Genomic DNA, 1182 nt, shown 5'->3' on the forward strand with positions numbered 1-1182 from the left:
CGCGCCGGATGGTGTTGAGCCGGGTGATCAGGGGGGTGATGGTGCGGCCCTCGCGTTCGGCGGCCTCCCAGTCGCGGGGGCGCAGCTGGTACTTCTCGCTGTCGAGGTACTCCTCGCTGCCCTCGCGCAGTGGGGTGTTCTCGCACAGCTCGTAGCCGCTGTAGATGCCCCAGGTGGGGGAGAGGGTGGCGGCGAGCACGGCGCGGACCTCGAAGGCGGGCCGGCCGCCGTGCTGGAGGTAGGCGTGCAGGATGTCGGGGGTGTTGGCGAAGAAGTTGGGCCGCATGTAGGCGGCCGCCTCCCCGGACAGTTCGGTCAGGTAGTCGGTGAGTTCCTGCTTGGTGTTGCGCCAGGTGAAGTAGGTGTAGGACTGCTGGAAGCCGATCTGGGCCAGGGTGTGCATCATCGCCGGGCGGGTGAACGCCTCCGCCAGGAAGATCACATCGGGGTCGGTGCGGTTGATCTCGGCGATGACGCGTTCCCAGAAGACGACCGGTTTGGTGTGCGGGTTGTCGACGCGGAAGATGCGTACGCCGCAGCGCATCCAGTGGCGCAGGATGCGGACGGTCTCGGCGATCAGGCCGTCCATGTCGGCGTCGAAGGCGATGGGGTAGATGTCCTGGTACTTCTTCGGCGGGTTCTCGGCGTGGGCGATGGTGCCGTCGGGCCGGTGGTGGAACCACTCCGGGTGCTTGTGCACCCACGGGTGGTCGGGGGAGCACTGCAGGGCGAAGTCGAGGGCGATCTCCAGGCCGAGTTCGCCGGCGCGCTGGACGAACCAGGTGAAGTCCTCCAGGGTGCCCAGCTGGGGGTGGACGGCGTCGTGGCCGCCTTCGGGGGAGCCGATGGCCCAGGGGACGCCGACGTCGTCGGGGCCGGCGTTGAGGGTGTTGTTGGGGCCTTTGCGGAAGGTGGTGCCGATGGGGTGGATCGGGGGCAGGTAGACCACGTCGAAGCCCATCGCGGCGATCGCGGGCAGGCGGCGGGCGGCGGTGCGGAAGGTGCCGTGCGGCTGCTCGGGCGTGCCCTCGGAGCGGGGGAAGAACTCGTACCAGGACCCGTACAGGGCCCGCTCGCGCTCCACCAGCAGGGGCAGCGGGTCGCTGCTGGTGACCAGTTCCCGCAGCGGATACCGCGCCAGCACCGCGTCCACCTCGGGCGTCAGCGCCGCCGCCAGCCGGG

Annotated in this window: 1 pseudogene; it reads right to left on the minus strand. The window is 70.0% G+C overall.

The window, feature by feature from the left end:
• A pseudogene (locus ABD198_RS30460) lies at positions 1 to 1182 on the minus strand (alpha-1,4-glucan--maltose-1-phosphate maltosyltransferase); the annotation flags it as partial.

Origin of the sequence: Streptomyces thermocarboxydovorans (assembly GCF_039524635.1) — a bacterium.
GTDB lineage: Bacteria > Actinomycetota > Actinomycetes > Streptomycetales > Streptomycetaceae > Streptomyces > Streptomyces thermocarboxydovorans.